The following is a 16,472-nucleotide window of genomic DNA, read 5'->3' as shown; positions in this document are numbered from 1 at the left end:
AAGGGGTATGATTAGAGAATAGTATATTATAGAATTATTATGCTTAAAAAAGGAGGTAGATTAGATGAGTAGATATAGAGATAAATTATTTATCGGTATTTTATTAGTAATTACTTTTATTATTATCTTTACAGGAACTAGTTTTGCTTATAGTTTAACTGTTAATTCTGATCATGGCACTGTAACTAAAAATCCAAATCAAGCTGATTATCCTGATGGAAGCAGTGTAGAGTTAACAGTTAATCCTGAGACAGCTTATGAATTTGCTCATTGGGAAGATAATTTAGGTAATGTTTTAGGTTATCAAAATCCTATAAACATAATTATGGATGGCAATAAGACTATTACTGCAGTTTATTCTGAGAAATATACTTTGACTAGAAGTACTGATTATGGAGAGATAGAGGTGACAGGTTCTTATCCCAACTTACATTTGAAGGCTGCACCTAATCCAGGTTATGAATTTGATCATTGGACAGGTGATGTTGCTTTTGATATCAATTCTCAAGAAGGTGATATCCTTATGGATAGTGATAAATCTGTAGGGGCAACGTTTGTTCAAGGGAAAATAACTGACTTTGAGATTGGTCCAAGGCATATTGTAAAAGAGGTAGATGTTAGAGAATTTGAATTTAGACCTGAAGCTAGGTTAGAAGGTTATAACAATGATGTAACTATACTTTTTGAATTCAGTGCTGATGCCCCAAATATTTATGTTATTAATACCAGTAATGATTTACTTGAGGCTGATGCTAATAGTAGTACTGATATAGACTATGATGAGACTAATGGAAAGGTCGTATTTAAGAATGCTTTTTTCAGTGATATGCCGATTAATAATACGTATGAGGTTAGACTTGGTAGCCAGCAAGGACCAGTATTATCAACCTTTACAATCAAGTCTTCCTATGCATCTCCTAGAATTGATGTAAGGGTTAAAAATCATTCTCAATATGGAATTCTCGATCCAGACAAGGTGTATTACTTAAAAGATAAATCAGATTTAATAGTAGATGTTACTGCTCAATCAGGTATTGCTGATCAACGATTTATTAGATCAAGTCAAGATACTGAACCTGATACTTTAAATAGGTCTATCAGTTTAGATACTACTTGGAGAACTATTAATGATCGAACTGATATCAGTAGTGTATTGAATCAAAGAATAACAAAGACAAATTGGCAAATAGATGATGTTAGTCCTTTTGCAGAAGAATTAACTAATTTACCAGCTGGTAGTGAAATTAATGTTATAGCTGTAAGGATGAAGGCATCTGCTTTTGGTGCAGAGACTCCAACAGACCATACCTATTATTTTGCTTTAGATGTTGATGATAATCCTGAAATAGTTAGTGTAAATCCTGGTGTATCCTTTAAAGAAATACTAAATCAAACTACTGATGCTCAAAAAATTGAGATAGTTAAAGATACTAGTTCAGAGTATTCTCAACCAGAGATTAAGATTTCTTTTAATGAAAAATATTCAGGCTTTGAGGGTGAGCTTGTATCAGCTGAAGATTTGATTGAAGCTAGAGGGGTTAAGGTCAATGATAATATGACTATAGATAATATAGTAAATGACTATCTCCATGAAACCGATAATCAATTTGATCAAACGGTAGATGTACATTTTAGAGTAATTGACTATAATTCAGATACAAAGACCGTTACTATATTCCCTTATGGAACTTTAAAAGAGGGTAAATATGTTGTTAGGGTTACTGCTACTGACATATCAGGAAATGTAAATGATACTGATACTCTTACCCCTGGGATCACTGGTTTTACCTTTATGTTAGAGGTTAATGAAAATAGACCAATAATTAACAATATAACTTTGAAGGATAATAAGGACAAGCAGGTTGATAAGGTGATTAGTACTAATGGAGGTAAATTGTACTTTGATGTTCATAACTCTGAAGAAGTAAGATACCAAATTAGGTCAGGTGCTGATGTAGGAAAGCAGTGGACTTATAGGTATAAAAAAGGTTTAGATAAAAAGACCGATTATATAGAAGAAGATTTGGTTAATTTGATACCATCTCTTGAAGATGAAACCTATGAGGTAATAATTATAGCTGATGATATTGAAATAAGTTCAGACTTGATTAGTGAGATTCAAGGTATAAATTTAGATAGCACAAATGATGATATAGAAGGTGATATTAAGACCCAACTTGAGAATGCAGGTATAACTATAGATGATCAGCGAACTCAAATTAAAGCCTTTAGATTTAAAGTCGATGGAACTGCTCCCCAGATTATAAGTAAGATACAATACTATAATGATAAGACATCGACCTTAGAAGATACAAGTAATGGTACCTTTGGTGACATGCCTGTATTAGAACCACAGTTCCAGCTTATTATCAGTGATATATCTAATATAAATGATTTTAAACAAATTGAGTTTGTAAAAGCAGGTGAGATTGGAGGGGTAGCTGGTGAATTACTTAATTCATTAATTCCTCTAACTGTGAATACAATTCCAGCTAATATATCAGCTACAATGCAGACTGAGATCAAAGATGAGATAGCTCAGGATAAAAAGGTTTATCTTATTAAATTTAGACCTAAATCTTCATTAGCTAATGATACTGAATATGATTTAAATATAAGGCTACAAGACGAATGGGGAAATGAATCAGATGAAATAAAATTCCCAAGTTTATTTCACATTATAAATGAAATGAATGTGGAATTTAATATTAGTGAGGGAGAGACATTAAGTGTCAATGAAGCTTCTACAATAAGAATTGATTTTGCAGAGGATAATAAGGTTAAGCTTACAAGTTTAACAGTAAATATTGATGAAAAAACCATAATTAAAGGTGGGGATCAAGTAGTTGAGACTAAAAAGGATTATTATATTAAAATAATTACTACTGATCAAGATGGTAGTGAGGTTTTAAGTAGAGTTATTATCTTTGCTAAAACTCCACTCTCTAGTGGGTCAACAAGTGGAATGCTCCATACAATAACAGTTTTAGCAGAGGATAAATATGGTGAGCTTCCAGCTAAGAAGTTATCCTTTACAGTAACGCCTAGAAAAGGTTTTGGTTTTGGACGCTTATTGATTTATTAAGGTAGTATGGGACAAAGGAGGGGTACTAATGAAAAAGCTATCTATATTAATCTTATTAATTATGCTAGCTATGAGCTTATCTGGATGCTTGGTTTCGGACAAGTCCACTAAATCAACAAAGGAGGATGGTGAAATTTCAGCAGCAGTAGCTGATAAGATTGAAGCTTTTTTCCGTTATAATGAATTTGACAGTCCTAGAGATGATTGGGCTACAGAAGAGGGTGAGGTTGCTTGGGATCCAGAGAATGATTGGACTGTAGAAGATATTATGTTATTATTTAATAGCAACCATGGTGAAAATTATGAGATAGTTACTCTTCGTGAAGATGGTATTAGTTATGGAAAGTCATTTGATAAATTAGAAGACGAGCTGGTAGAGATGGGGTCTATCTTTATCAGACAACCAGGCGTTTATCATCTAGGGGTATATTATCTAATCAGTGAAAAATCTAAAAGTGATATAGAGTATCAATATAAGCATTATTATAATATTGATTTAGATTTAGAGACTAGTTTATTGTTGAAGGATGGAGTGCAGTCGAAAAATTTGAGAATAATTCCAGAGGGGCAAAATTCCGCTAAAGCTATAGCATATTTTTTGGTCTATGAAAAGAATGAAGAGATAGACCCTATGGTTACAGATTATGGAATAATCACCTTTACATTTACTAGAACTGATGGAGAATGGTTGATTGATCGTTTAGTGATTGATTATAAAGATGTAGATGATGCTCCTGAAGATCAGATTGAAGATATTCCAGATTGGGTACAGGCTGCAAGTGATATCTAGACTGAATTTAATATTAGTTTTAGTAATATTGTCAGTAATTAATTATAGTTGCAATCTGAGAGCAGAGAGTAATAGTTATTATATGTTAAAGCTAGATATAGGTGAATATAATAGTAACATCTCTGAGTATATCAGCCTTGATTATAGTCAAACTATCAATGATTATGACCTTGAATTTGAAATGGATTTGGACAAGAGCTACTTTTTTACAGAAGGAATAGTTACAGATGAAACAGATTGGGACTACAATAACTATCTCTTTAATGTAATACAGGGTAATAATAAATTAAGCTTAGGTATGACTTCAGTCCCTTCTTTTTCTAAATTTTTATATGGAGGAGATTTGTTAGGAGCCTATCTTAAAAAAGATAATTATCAAATCTGGTATGGAAGTAGTAGTAATAGTCAAGGGTTTAGGGTTGATAGCAATCAAGAAATGGGAATGATTTGGCGAAATGATGGTAGAAAAGTAGGCTATTTAATTGATGATGAATCTGGAGATAAGAATCATTATTTAAGTTATGCTGATAGATATACTTTAAATAATATAGATCTCTATTTAGAGTCTATTGTAGGGCAGAATAGTAGAGATGACCTGTTAGGAGAAGCATTCTCTTTAAGCTTAGACTCTTATTTATCAGATATTAATTATAATATTAATTTAGATTATCAATCAGCTGATTTTGAAGCACTTAAATCTAGATTTGATTCAGGAAATGGGAAATATAATATTAGTTTAGAAGGATATAAGAGTTTAGGGAGATATTTATTAAGGAGTAATTTGGGGTATGGAGAGAATAATCTATCAAGAAGAAGTAGCTGGATTACTAAAGATTTTGATTGGGGATTTGATATTGATTATTATGGAGATATTAATGGAGTATATGGTTTAAGTGGTAGCTATAAGAGAAGTAATGAATATAGAACTGCTACAATGCTTAATACTTTTGTAGAGGATAAAGCTGAGTTGGCTTTTAGTTATGAAGGTAATCAATGGAGCTATAATTTATCTCTAAGTCAGAACAAGGATAGTTATTTAGCTAGTGGGTTTGAACTAATAGATAAAGAAGCTAAAATATCTATTAACTATGACCCTGATAGTAACTATTGGTTAACCTTTGATTATAATATCAACGAGAAAAGTTATAGTAATTTAAGAAGATATTATAGTTTGAAGCTAAATTATCAACGAAGTTTTTTCAATAATCTAGATTATGATTCAACTTTAGAATTAGAGGATAAATATGGTTTGAAACTCAACTTACAGCAGACGCTGTTTTATGAATTTAATGAGAGCCATAGTTTTGAAGTAGGGCTTAATTTAAAGCAGTATCTAGAGTCAAGTAAGTATTTATATAAGAGCTTAATTTTAAAATATAAATTGAGTTTTTAAGCTAAATTAATAATCTTTTATTTTATAAATCTACTTGGGTAGTATATACTGCCTAAGTAGATTTTTTCTTTTTTATAATAAATTTAAGATAAGTTCCAGCTATTACTTGGAGCAAATAGCCTTTAAAACTTGAATTTTACTAAGGAGTTTAGTAAGATAGACTTATGCGTATAATTAATACTAAATCTAATCATTAGAGAATTTACTAGTTGTATAAATATAAATTATTTGCTTTTATAATTAACAATGAGTACTTATTGTTAATTATTGCTAGAAAGGGTGAAAGACCTTGAAGAAAGTATTATCTTATGTATTACTAATATTAGTCTTATGTGCACCAGTTGTACAAGCTAATGAACAGGTTCCAATTACAGTAGATGCTGAGGGATTTGTGATATTAGATGAGGAGTCGCAAATGATTCAAGCTGAAGATAATGTAGTCATTCAAATGGGAGAAGATTATATTAAAGCAGATAAGGTTGAAGTTGATTTAACAGCTAAAACTATTAAAGCTTCAGGTAATATTCTCTTGGTTCAAGAAGGCAGAGAAGTCTCTGGAGATGCTTTAGAGTATGATTACATTAGTGAAGAAGGAAAGTTTTATAATGCTAAGGCTGCAGAAGAGAATATTAAATTTAAGGGAAAGGTAATTAACATCTTAAAGGATGAGATGGTGATGGAGGATACAGATTTAATTCCTGGTTACCATGATTATGATGATTACCATTATAAATTAACAGCTGAGAAAATTGATGTATATCCTGATGGTAAAGTTGTGGCTAAAGGGGTTTATCTATGGATAAAGGGTAAGAGGATCCTTCCTCTACCTACCTTTACTACTACATTAAGTTCAGACCCAACAGAACAGAGAAAGTATGCTATTCCTGAGCCTAAATTAGGATATAATAGGGATAATGGAGCTTATCTCGAAGTTAATTATGATCATTATGTTGATGAAAAGTTAGAGGGATTTGTTCATTTTAAGGCTACAAGTAAGAAAGGAAATCAATTAGATTTAGATTATGATTATGCACCAAGTGAGAACTTTCAGTTTAAGCCTGATTTAAGTTATGATCAAGAGATAGGATTAGATGGTAGTGTCAATTTGATAAATAAGATTGGTGGAGTTACTAGTAATCTTAGCTATAATGCTTATATTGAAGATGATGAGGATGACCCAGATTATAAGGATAAAGAGTGGTTAGCAAGGTGGGATTTGACTACTGATATTTTTGGAGTTAAATCTGGATTGCACCTAAGAAGGGATGAGGATGACCCCGAGACTGGAAAAGAGATTACCTTCGATAAGAGTTGGTCAGATTATTATTGGCAGTTACGTGCTGGAGCAGATAATGAATACGACTATAAACCACAGTTTTCTTTGGGGATTAAGAATAAGGATTTAGGAAATGGAACTTTACTCTCTACAGATCTTAGAATAGCTAATATCTATGAGCGAGATACTGATGTTGAGACTTCTAGAAGAGGGTTTGATTTAAGATTAAGAGATAGCCAAGTTGGGGTAAGTGATAATACTAACCTCTATTGGAATGGAGGTCTATCTGCATCTGAATATGGAACAGGTGATGACTTCCAAACCTATGATTTCAATCTAGGTATTGATCAAAAGGTGGCTTTTCTCGATTTTAATCTAGATTATCAGTATTATAATGAATTTGGACAGACTCCTTTTGAATTTGATTTATTGACAGATGAGGATGAAAAGATTGGAGAGAGAAATTATATTACTGCAAGTATTGGAAGTGATTTAGAGTTAAATGATGATTTAGATCTTGAATGGAATGCCTTAGTTCGTAAGAGTAATTATGAAGGTGGAGATGATTATAATTATTATCAATTCAATACGAAAACCTCTTATCAAATTAATGAGTATAATAGTATCGCTTTAGGATATAACTATGTAGGAACTGTAGGAGAAACACCTATTGAGGATGAAGAGGTTGAAAGAGATGACTTATATAATGAGGTTAGTGTAAGTTATAACTTTCAAACAAATCAATTGGAATTCCCTTATTGGGATGTAGAAATAGAGGCAGGGTATGACTTTATTGAAGATGAGTTATCTACTTTGAAATATTCTCTGACTAGAGAGTTTGATTGCTTCAATACTGGAATTGAATATGATCAATTAGAAAAGGATATTCGTTTGAATCTTGAATTGAAGTTTTAATAGAGAATTAGATAGATTAAGTGGTGGGAATCTTCTCATCACTTAATTTGTTTTTAATAAAATGCTTATTTAAGGAAAAAACTATATATTGGTGGAATTAATTTCTCATATTACTTAGCTGATATTGAAGAGATAATAACTTTATTATATAATTAAAAAGAATGACCTTATATTAACGCACTATCCTAATTGAAGTTTAATATAAAAGTTCTCTTTTGAATTACTCAACTATATAAGAAATGATAAATATTGGTTTAACAACCAACTTTGTGATTAACAATAATTTAAGATTTTAATTAAAACATAAAAATTAAATATTAGAAAACACTTTGAAACCACGAATTATCACGAATATACACAGATAAGAGAATTAAAGATAATAATTAATATTTTAAAATTTTTTAATGCTTTAGATCTTTTATTAGTGCTAATTAGTGTCCATTAGTGGTAAAAATAAGGTTTTAAAAGTTGCTTTAACAAAATTCGCGGAAGAAGCATTTTTAGTTTAATCTGTTAATGTCTAATTCGTATGATTCGCTTTAATTCGTTGCTAAATTAATTTGAATTATTTTTCATGTTTTATATAGTAAAGAAAAATCTTATTTTTCTATTAGTACAAGGTGTAATTTTAGTAGTTATTTCAATAAAAAGGAGTTTAAGTATGTCACTAGCTTATTTTATTTATAATCTTTTAGTACTTATTATTTTATTATTATATTCTCCTGTATTAATTTATAGAATTGTAACTAATAAAGAAGATATATCTTCTTTATTAGAGAGATTTGGTTTTTTGTCAAAGAAAAGAATAAATAATTTTAGAGATGAACAGGTTATTTGGGTTCATGCTGCTTCAGTGGGGGAAGCAGGTGCTGCTAGCCCTGTTGTAGCTGAGTTAAAACAGAGGTTTCCTGAATATAAAATTATCTTTTCTACTATGACCAATACTGGAAGAGATATGGCAAAAAAAATTATCAAAGAAGCAGATGATTTTATTTATATCCCCTTTGACTTTTTTATGATAGTAAATAAGGTGGTAAAAGCAATCAACCCTGAACTTGTGTTGATTATGGAGACCGAGCTATGGCCTAATCTAATAAGATATAGTAAAAAGCAAGGTGCTAAGGTGATGCTTGTCAGTGGAAGAATAAGTGACAGTAGCTTTAAGCAATATAAGTATCTAGGCTCTTTACTAAAAGATATGTTTAAGCAGATAGATATTTTAAGTATGCAATCTAAAAAGGATATGAATAGAATTATAGAGTTAGGAGCAGATAAAGTTAAAGTCTGTAATAATGGTAATACTAAATTTGACCAAGAATATGGTAAAGTTAACTCTGAAGTTAAAGAAGCTATTTATCAAGAGTTTAAGCTTGACTCCAAGCAGCCTATTATCGTTGCTGGCAGTACCCATGATAATGAAGAGGAACAACTAATTCCTCTATACAAGGAGTTAAAGACAAAGTTTGGCGATTTAATTCTATTATTAGTGCCTCGTTATATTGAGCGGGTCGAAGAGATAGAAAGTCTCTATAAGCAGGAGGGTATCAATACCATTAGAAGAAGTAGAATAAAAGAGAGGGATTCAGCTAGAGAATCAGTTATCTTAGTGGACACTATTGGAGAGTTAGCCAAGCTATATGGTATTGCAGATTTAGTATTTGTAGGAGGAAGTTTGATTGAACGGGGGGGTCATAATATATTAGAGCCAGCTTCCCAAGGGAAACTAGTCTTTTTTGGACCACATATGTTCAATTTTAAAGACAGTACTAAACTACTATTAGAGAATAGGGTAGGTATTCAAGTTTCCAATGTAGCAGAGTTAATTGAGCAGATGGAATATTACCTTAGTAATCCTGATATTTTAGAAGAACAAAGTAGACAAGCTATAGAGATGATTAATGATAATCAAGGAGCTTCTTGGCGTAATGTTGAGTTAGCAAGTAGATTATTAGCTAGAAGAAAGGAATTAAGTAAATGAAGATACTATTGATTAGGTTAAGCGCTATTGGAGATGTAATTCATGCTCTACCAGTTGCCAAAGCTACTAGAGAGAGATATCCCGATGCAGAAATCACTTGGATTGTAGAGGATAAAGCCAAGGATTTGCTGATAGGTAATCCAAATATAGATAATATCATTATATTACCAAAAGAAGAATGGAAGAAGGAGTTTAGGAATCAAAAGTGGTCGACCTTAAAGAAGGCACAAAACTTTTTTAAGAAACTAAAAAGACAGCAATTTGATATAGCTTTAGATGTACATGGGTTATTTAAGAGTGCTTTAACAGCCTATTTGAGTGGAGCTAAAAGAAAAGTTGGTCCTGCTAATGGAAGAGAAGGTTCTACTCTTTTTTATCAACAGAAGGTTAAACTACCTACAGCAGAGATTCACCAGATAGATAGAAACCTTCAGATAGCCCATGGAATAGATGTAAAGGCTGATACTGTAGCCTTTGATATAACTCTTTTGCCTGAAGAAGAGAAAAGGGTTGCTCAGCTGTTAGAAGAGTTCAGTATAAATGATAGAAAAAGATTGGTCACTATTAATCCCTATACTAGCTGGAGTTCTAAAAATTGGTTGGACCAGCGTTGGGCAGAAGTAGCTGATAATTTAATCAGAGATTTAAATTGTGAAGTTATCTTTACTGGTAGTCCTGCTGATAGAGCTGGAGTCATTAAGATTATAGATTTAATGGAGGAAAGAGCACATAATTTAGCTGGTAGAACTGACCTTAAAGAGCTTGCAGGGATCTATGATAAAGCAGATTTATTTATTGGTTGTGATACTGGACCGATGCATTTAGCAGTAGCAATGGCAACCCCTGTAATTGCTCTATTTGGTCCCACAAACCCCATAACTCATGGTCCTTATGGAGAGAATAATATCGTGCTTAGCAGTGAGAGTAAATGTAAATGTTGTTGGAAGAGGGTCTGCCAGCATAATAAGGAATGTATGAAGGCTATAAGTGTAGACCAGCTGCTAAAGGCTGTTAATCTGATGTTAAGGAGTGGGTCTTAATGAATGACAATATAAGTAATGCCAACAGAATTCTGATAATAGACCTCTTATATCTAGGAGATTTAATCTTTGTTACTCCTTTTATTAGAAATTTAAGAGAGAAATTCCCCACAGCACAGATAGATATGGTAGTTAATTCTAACTTTTTTGATATTATGGAGGAGAATTCCTATTTGGATCAGGTCTATGCTTATAATAAGAACTGGAGTATAAAAAAAAGCTGGAAATTTGCTAGAAGGTTAAGTCAGAACAATTATGAATTAGGTCTTAACCTCCATGGTAATTGGAGAACAGCTCTATTGTTGAAAGTAATTAATCCAGCTTATACTATTGGTTTTGGTGGTAAAGGAAGGGGTATTTGGCTTAATCAAGAACTGCTTCCTGCTAAAAACATGCATATGGTAGATGTTTACCTTAACTTTTTAGCAGAGATAGGATTTGAAAGCATAGATAATCAAGGGGTAGAGTTAGAGATTAATCAAGAAGCCAGTAAGAATATGTTAAATTTCTTACAGGAGCATGATATAAAGGATAAGGATAGAGTAGTAGGGCTTAATACAGGAGGTAGCTGGCCGACTAAGCAATGGACTAAAGAGGGCTTTGCTCAGCTAGGAGATAGATTAGAAGAAGAGTTACAAGCTAAAGTTATATTCTTTGGTGGACCTGGAGATGTAGAGAGGGTAAATGAGATAGTTGCTATGATGAAAACTAAACCAATTATTGCTACTGGAAAGACTACTTTAAAAGAATTAGCTGCTTTAGCAGCAAGGTGTAATTTATTTATCAGTGGTGATACTGGACCAGTCCATGTGGCAGCAGCAGTTGGAATACCGACAATAGCCTTATTTGGTCCTTCCGATGAGCAGAAGTATCGTCCCTATGGTGAGAAGCATAAGGTTATAGAGAATGGTATTGACTGTCGCCCCTGTGGACACCACCATTGTCCTTTAGAGCATCATAAGTGTTTAGAGGAGATTAGTGCTGATGATGTATTGAGAGCAGTGATGAGTAAACAGTGAACAGTAAGAAGTAAGTAGCAATAATGCAAAATATAATAAACTTTAATAAAGAAACTCAAACTATTACTATCAACCTAAATCAAATCAGAGAGAAGGTTATAGTAATAATGAAGCAATTAAATGTACTCCAGATTCATTCAGCTAAAGTACTAGGAGGAGGAGAGATACACTTATATCAATTACTAAGAGAGTTATCTAAAAGGGGTCATAATCTTACTTTGGCAATTAAAGAAGATCTAATTACTAAGTTCTCTTACTTGGATATTGATATTAGATTTCTTCCATTAAAGAATGCTTTAGATTTTATTTCAATTTTTAAGTTGGTTAGGATTATTAAAGAGAAGCAAATAGATATTATTCATGCCCACCGTGGCAAGGATTATTGGTTAGCTATTATTGCTGCTACTATTGCTAAAAGAGCTAAAGTTGTTATTACTAGACATATTTTAAAACCATTAGGAAAGACTTATCTTCATCATCATTTATATAAGAAAGTAAGTAAAATTATTGTTGTATCTAATGAAGTTAGAGAAATCTTAATTAGGGAAAATAAAATTTCTTTAGAGAAGCTAGAATTGATTTATAATGGTGTTGATCTTAGTGATTTCAACTATAATAAATTCTATAATAATAATTTAAAGCAAGAGTTTAATATTGATAGCAATGATATAGTAGTAGGAGCGATTGGTAGACTAGGAGATAATAAAAACCAAGAGTTTATCCTAGAAATAGCTGCTAAATTAAAAAATCAGATATCAAATATTAAGTATTTAATTGTAGGTCAAGATAATAGTCCAGATAAGTCTTATAAAAATAGTCTAGAAGAAATGATTAAACAATTTAATTTAACAGATCAAGTTTATTTAACAGGTTTTCGTGAAGATATTCCAGCAATAATAGATATTTTAGATATACTAATCATCCCATCTAAAAAGGAGGCTTTTGGGATAGTAGCTATTGAGGCTATGGCGATGAAGAAAGTAGTTGTAGCTACAAAGGTAGGTGGACTAAAGGAGATTATTGAAGATGGGAAGACTGGTTTTTTGTTGCCTTTAGAAGTGGAAGATTTCTCTGAGAAGCTTAAACAACTGGTTGAAAATTCTAATTTAAGAATTGAGATGGGAGAAGCGGGATATAATCGAGTCCTAAATAAGTACACAATAGAAACTATGATAAATAAGACTGAAGAGGTATATTATGATATGTTATCTAAAGACTAATAATAGGGGTTAAAAACTATTTTAATATTTATCTTGAGTTTTATTATTATCTTAAAAAAAGGAGGGGGTATAGTGGATAATCTTGGGGCATTAATCTTGACTTATAATGAAGAAGATAATATTGAAGAATGTTTAGAAACCCTTAATTGGATTAATGATATAGTTGTGATAGATTCCTATAGTAATGATAATACTGTTGAGTTAGCTAAAAAATATACCCAGCAGGTCTATCAAAGAAAGTTTGATGATTTTGCTTCACAACGTAACTTTGGATTGGAGCAGATAGAAGCGGAATGGGTCTTAGTAGTAGATGCTGATGAGAGGGTTACTCCAGCTTTGAAAGATGAGATTCTAAATAGGTTAAATAGCCCACAAGCAGAAGGTTACAAAATTCCTAGAAAAAATTATTTTTTAGGTAAGTGGATTAAATATTGTGGATGGTATCCAGATTATACTCTCCGATTATTTAAAGCTCATAATAGATATAGCGGTTTAGTCCATGAAGGTGTCAAGGTGGAAGGCAGAGTGGATAAGTTAAATAATGCTCTGATTCATTATACTTATCGTGATTTGAAGCATTACTTAAGTAAGATTAATCATTATACCACCCTTGATGCTGAGAAAAAATATAAAGCTAGTAAGAAGATAGGAATAGCTTATATTATCTTAAGACCTATAGTAGAGTTTATTAAGAAGTTTATTTTGAAAAAAGGTTTTTTATTGGGAATGCAAGGATTTATATTATCTGTTCTATCATCTTATTATCAGTTTTTAAAGTATATTAAACTTTGGGAGAAGAATCAACTTAAATTAGGGAGAGAAAAATGATGAAAAAGATACTTTTTTTAAATACTTGTATGGCTTGGGGAGGAGGAGAAAAATGGACCTTCGAAACAGCTATTGAACTTCATAAAAGGGGATATGAAGTGACTATTGCCAGTATTCCAGAAAGTGAATTGTATCAGCGTGTTGAAAAAGAAGGTGTAACGACTAAGAAAGTTTTAGTCAAAGGGAGTTTATCGGTGTTAAATTTAGCTAAACTATTTTCTTTTGTCAATTATTTAAAGAAGGAGAAGATAGATGTTATATTTTTAAATCTTTCTCAAGATTTAAAATTTGGTGCCTTAGCAGGGAAGTTAGCAGGAGTAGATAAAATTATTTATAGAAGAGGTAGCGCAATTCCTATTAAAGATAGATTTTATACTAAATTTCTATTAAAGGATTGTGTGACAGATATAATAGCTAATTCAAAATCAACTAAAGAGACGATATTGAGAAATACGTCACACTGGCTTGATGAAGATAAGATAGAGATTATTTATAATGGGGTTAAGTTGGATAAAATCAGAAATATTAAAAGAAGTAATATAAGAGAAGAGTTTGGAATTGATGAAGATATGACTTTGATTGCTAATGTTGGCAGGTTAAATATTCAAAAGGGGCATAAATATTTAATTGAGGCAGTAGATTTGATAAGATCAGAGATAGAAAGCTTTAGGGTTTTAATAGTTGGAAAAGGTGAGTTAGAAGAAGAATTAAAAGAAAAAGTAAAAAACCTAGATTTAGAAAAACATATTATCTTTACTGGCTTTAGAACCGATATCTATAATATTATGTCTCAAATCGATTTCTTATTGCACACTGCTTTGTGGGAAGGTTTTGGTTTTGTTATTGCAGAAGCTATGGCTGTTGGAAAAGCAGTAGTTAGTACTGATGTTAGTAATATATCTGAAATTATAGTAGATAATAAGACAGGATATTTAGCTGAAAGTAAAAACCCTATGGATATTGCTAAAAAGATATTGAAAATGATTAATAATCAGAATAGAGATGAAATGGGTCAATTGGCTAAGCAGGTAATAGAAAAAGAATTTAACTTTGTTGATAAAGTTAATAAATTGGAGAATCTTTATTTCGATAAAAATTAAAATACTATTATTAGTAAGAGGTGAAAGTGGTGTCTCTAAAATTAGAAATAGGAAATAAAGTTGACTATATTCGAGAAGAGACTAGTAATGATAATCAGTTATTATGGATTAATGAGGGTTTTGAAAATAGAGATTTTAGGAGATTTATTGAAGAGATTGAAATTCAAAAGGATGGAGAAAAGATATATGATGTTCGTAATGCTCTAATTCATTTTCAAGCTGATGATATTCCTGGAATTAATGAAGATATTATAATAAAGAAATTCAATTTGACTAGGAGGTATGATAAGCTAAGATTCTGTTTTTTAGACTCTAAAGCAGTTAGATCCCTTAAGTTGGCTTTAGCTTTAGAAGAAGTTGGTCTAAGAACTCCTAAGCCCATTGCATTATTAGAGAGAAGAGGTAGATTTAATAAGATAATTTATAGTTACTTTATTACTGAATATATTGATTATGATTATAACCTATTAGATATTTTAAAAGATGATAATCATCCTTTAAGAAATAAAGTTAAAGATTGGTTGCCTCAGATTGCTAAAGATATTAAGGGGATGCATGATGCAGGTATAGTCCACAATGATTTACATGCGGGAAATATTTTAGTTAAGGATATAGATAAAAGTCCTAAATTTTATTATATAGATTTAAATCGTGGTAGAATAAAGAATAACTTAGATATTAAGAGTAGAATGAAAGACTTAGCTAGATTTAAACTAACAGAAGATGAACAAAGAATATTTATGAAATATTATGCTCCACAAGAATATCAAAGAATCTTATCATTAATGATTAAGCATAGAGATAAGAGAAAGAAATTCCTATATTGGAAGAGACAGATTAAGCAGTTATTTAAGAAATAGTATAATTATTTAGGGAGGATAAAAGATGAAGATTAGTGGTTTTTCTATGGTAAGGAATGCAACCAAGTTATATTATCCAATTAAAGAGGCTATAGAATCTATTTTACCTATTTGTGATGAATTTATAATAGCGGTAGGTAAAGGAGATGAAGATGATTATACTAGAGAGAGAATAGAAAGTATAAAAAGTGATAAGATAAAGATTATTGATACAGTTTGGGATGAAAAAGATTTTAAGGGTGGAAGAGTAAATGCTATCCAAACTAATATTGCTTTAAATGAATGTAGTGGGGATTGGTGTTTTTATTTACAGGCTGATGAAGTTGTACATGAAAAGTATTTAGCAGTTATTAAAGATAGATGCCTCGAGCTATTAGATGATGATGAAGTAGAAGCCTTAGTCTTTGATTATCGTCATTTTTGGGGTGATTATGAACATTATCATAAGAGCCATGGCTGGTATAAGAGAGAGGTACGGATGATTAAAAACAATCTAAGCATTAAGTCTCATAATAGTGCCCAAGGCTTTAGAAAAAATGGTAGACCAGTTAGGGCTGCTCATGCAAATGCTGAAATATTTCATTATGGATGGGTAAGACCACCACACTATATGCAAAGTAAGAAAAAGGCACTAGATAGTGTTCATTGGGGTAAAAAGAGAGCAGAAGAATATTATAATCAAGCAGCTGATGAGTTTGATTATGGACCACTGAATAGATTGCCTGTATACAAAGGGACTCATCCTAAAGTAATGGAACAATGGATTTCTAGAATGGACTGGAAGTATAAATTACAATATAGTGGAGACCCTGATTCAAGACGAGAATTGCATAAACACGAAAAGAAGAAGACAAGAATGATTACAGCAATGGAGCAATGGCTAGAAAGAAGGTTTGGGGGTAAAATATATCTAAGTGGGCATAGAAATTATAAGTTGTTAGGGAATAAGTAGTTTTTTAGGAGATGGG

At 31.5% G+C, this 16,472-nt stretch carries 12 protein-coding genes; all 12 read left to right on the top strand.

Features of this window, described 5'->3' with window-relative positions:
* Positions 1 to 64 precede the first annotated feature (64 nt).
* The 12 genes from BX659_RS00970 to BX659_RS00915 all read left to right on the top strand — a co-directional run bounded on the left by BX659_RS00970 (position 65) and on the right by BX659_RS00915 (position 16,456).
* A complete protein-coding gene (locus BX659_RS00970) occupies positions 65 to 3,085 on the top strand; it encodes an InlB B-repeat-containing protein (protein WP_106231531.1) in 3,021 nt (1,006 codons plus the stop codon).
* Between the two features lie 28 nt (positions 3,086 to 3,113).
* Positions 3,114 to 3,875, top strand: coding sequence for a hypothetical protein (locus tag BX659_RS00965; protein WP_106231529.1), 762 nt, complete (start codon positions 3,114 to 3,116; stop codon positions 3,873 to 3,875).
* 82 nt (positions 3,876 to 3,957) lie between these two features.
* Positions 3,958 to 5,268, top strand: a complete 1,311-nt coding sequence (locus BX659_RS00960; protein WP_106231528.1) for a hypothetical protein — start codon at positions 3,958 to 3,960, stop codon at positions 5,266 to 5,268.
* Positions 5,269 to 5,557: 289 nt separating this feature from the next.
* Positions 5,558 to 7,459 carry an LptA/OstA family protein gene (locus BX659_RS00955; RefSeq protein ID WP_106231526.1) on the top strand — a complete coding sequence of 634 codons (1,902 nt, stop codon included), beginning with the start codon at positions 5,558 to 5,560 and terminating at the stop codon, positions 7,457 to 7,459.
* A 661-nt stretch (positions 7,460 to 8,120) separates the two neighbouring features.
* Positions 8,121 to 9,437: a 3-deoxy-D-manno-octulosonic acid transferase gene (locus BX659_RS00950; protein ID WP_106231524.1), complete on the top strand. Its 1,317-nt coding sequence runs from the start codon at positions 8,121 to 8,123 to the stop codon at positions 9,435 to 9,437.
* The gene (gene waaC, locus BX659_RS00945; protein ID WP_097017441.1) at positions 9,434 to 10,477 is read left to right on the top strand and encodes a lipopolysaccharide heptosyltransferase I; all 1,044 of its coding nucleotides are present in this window, start codon (positions 9,434 to 9,436) and stop codon (positions 10,475 to 10,477) included. Before BX659_RS00950 ends, waaC begins: the two co-directional genes overlap by 4 nt.
* Positions 10,477 to 11,496: a lipopolysaccharide heptosyltransferase II gene (waaF, locus tag BX659_RS00940; protein ID WP_097017442.1), complete on the top strand. Its 1,020-nt coding sequence runs from the start codon at positions 10,477 to 10,479 to the stop codon at positions 11,494 to 11,496. Before waaC ends, waaF begins: the two co-directional genes overlap by 1 nt.
* A 23-nt stretch (positions 11,497 to 11,519) precedes the next feature.
* A complete protein-coding gene (locus BX659_RS00935) occupies positions 11,520 to 12,716 on the top strand; it encodes a glycosyltransferase family 4 protein (protein ID WP_253250701.1) in 1,197 nt (398 codons plus the stop codon).
* 72 nt (positions 12,717 to 12,788) lie between these two features.
* A complete protein-coding gene (locus tag BX659_RS00930; protein WP_097017443.1) occupies positions 12,789 to 13,544 on the top strand; it encodes a glycosyltransferase family 2 protein in 756 nt (251 codons plus the stop codon).
* On the top strand, positions 13,544 to 14,644 hold the full coding sequence (locus BX659_RS00925) for a glycosyltransferase (protein WP_097017444.1): 1,101 nt from the start codon (positions 13,544 to 13,546) through the stop codon (positions 14,642 to 14,644). The genes BX659_RS00930 and BX659_RS00925 overlap by 1 nt, the downstream gene beginning before the upstream one ends.
* Positions 14,645 to 14,673: 29 nt before the next feature.
* Positions 14,674 to 15,504 (top strand): lipopolysaccharide kinase InaA family protein, encoded by an 831-nt coding sequence (locus tag BX659_RS00920; protein WP_097017445.1) that lies wholly within the window; start codon positions 14,674 to 14,676, stop codon positions 15,502 to 15,504.
* A gap of 25 nt (positions 15,505 to 15,529) precedes the next feature.
* Complete coding sequence (locus BX659_RS00915; RefSeq protein ID WP_097017446.1) at positions 15,530 to 16,456, top strand: hypothetical protein; 927 nt, start codon at positions 15,530 to 15,532, stop codon at positions 16,454 to 16,456.
* Positions 16,457 to 16,472 lie beyond the last annotated feature (16 nt).

The organism is Orenia metallireducens, from assembly GCF_003001995.1.
GTDB lineage: Bacteria > Bacillota > Halanaerobiia > Halobacteroidales > Halobacteroidaceae > Orenia > Orenia metallireducens_B.
This window is presented reverse-complemented; position numbering and strand designations above follow the sequence as displayed.

Bases quoted from the DNA above. Each gene is read 5' to 3' on its own strand.
- BX659_RS00970 (WP_106231531.1), top strand. From the start codon at position 65: ATGAGTAGATATAGAGATAAATTATTTATCGGTATTTTATTAGTAATT.
- BX659_RS00965 (WP_106231529.1), top strand. From the start codon at position 3,114: ATGAAAAAGCTATCTATATTAATCTTATTAATTATGCTAGCTATGAGC.
- BX659_RS00960 (WP_106231528.1), top strand. From the start codon at position 3,958: ATGTTAAAGCTAGATATAGGTGAATATAATAGTAACATCTCTGAGTAT.
- BX659_RS00950 (WP_106231524.1), top strand. From the start codon at position 8,121: ATGTCACTAGCTTATTTTATTTATAATCTTTTAGTACTTATTATTTTA.
- waaC (WP_097017441.1), top strand. From the start codon at position 9,434: ATGAAGATACTATTGATTAGGTTAAGCGCTATTGGAGATGTAATTCAT.
- waaF (WP_097017442.1), top strand. From the start codon at position 10,477: ATGAATGACAATATAAGTAATGCCAACAGAATTCTGATAATAGACCTC.
- BX659_RS00935 (WP_253250701.1), top strand. From the start codon at position 11,520: ATGCAAAATATAATAAACTTTAATAAAGAAACTCAAACTATTACTATC.
- BX659_RS00925 (WP_097017444.1), top strand. From the start codon at position 13,544: ATGAAAAAGATACTTTTTTTAAATACTTGTATGGCTTGGGGAGGAGGA.
- BX659_RS00915 (WP_097017446.1), top strand. From the start codon at position 15,530: ATGAAGATTAGTGGTTTTTCTATGGTAAGGAATGCAACCAAGTTATAT.